We start from the raw sequence: 772 nt of genomic DNA on the forward strand, positions 1-772 counted from the left end.
GTCGGGGTTTGCCTGCAGGTAGTCCAATGCCTTGTTCAGCGACGTGAAGCCGGCGTTTGCAGCGCCTTGGGTGATTTGCACGTCGGGAGGCACGTCGCGGCTCCAAAGTGTCTTGGGTGACGGAGGGCCGATCTCGAAGCATTCGACAAACTCATTGGTCAAGTACGTCTTCGCTTCGATCGGATCAAGTCTCGGAGGTAACGCAAACTCGATACGCATTCCGGCAAGCTCGCGCCAATCTTTCGAGCTTTCAGATTTCACGGTGTAGAAATACTTGTCGTTCGAGAAGTAGCGTGAACGCATCAACACGAGAAACTTTCGCGCGTACTTGTGATGGAAGCCCTTGAACGTTTCTTCGCCTTCGTTACCGTAAACCAATGCTCCGATGGATCGAAGCGACGAATATTTTTCAGGCTTCGTGCGCACCATGTCATCATTCTGGTTCGGTGCAACCAGACCTTGCGTCCACAACAATTGCCATTCGGTCGGATAATCCATGCGCTGCAGCGGATTCAACCAGATCAGGCCGACGACTTGCGCGACGAATGGCTTTGCCTGATCCTCGGCTGCTGGTGCTACCTTCGCCGCAGGATCTTTGACTGGTGCGGCTTGTGGCGAACGCACCATGGCCGTGGTGAAGAGAAACGCCATGAGCGCAGCCAAGCCAGGTACAACAAAGAATCGTTTCATCCAATCACCTATCTCCAAATGTGCCGGGTCGGGTTGTTCTACGTGCGCCATCAGCGTGGCCATGAGCACGGTGGCGATGAGC

Annotated in this window: 1 pseudogene; it reads right to left on the minus strand. The window is 54.7% G+C overall.

Annotated features, from left to right (window positions below):
• Nucleotides 1-772 (minus strand): annotated as a pseudogene (locus ACTJKF_RS31385) (virulence factor); the annotation flags it as partial.

Origin of the sequence: Burkholderia sp. 22313 (assembly GCF_052045245.1) — a bacterium.
In the GTDB taxonomy this organism is placed as follows: domain Bacteria; phylum Pseudomonadota; class Gammaproteobacteria; order Burkholderiales; family Burkholderiaceae; genus Burkholderia.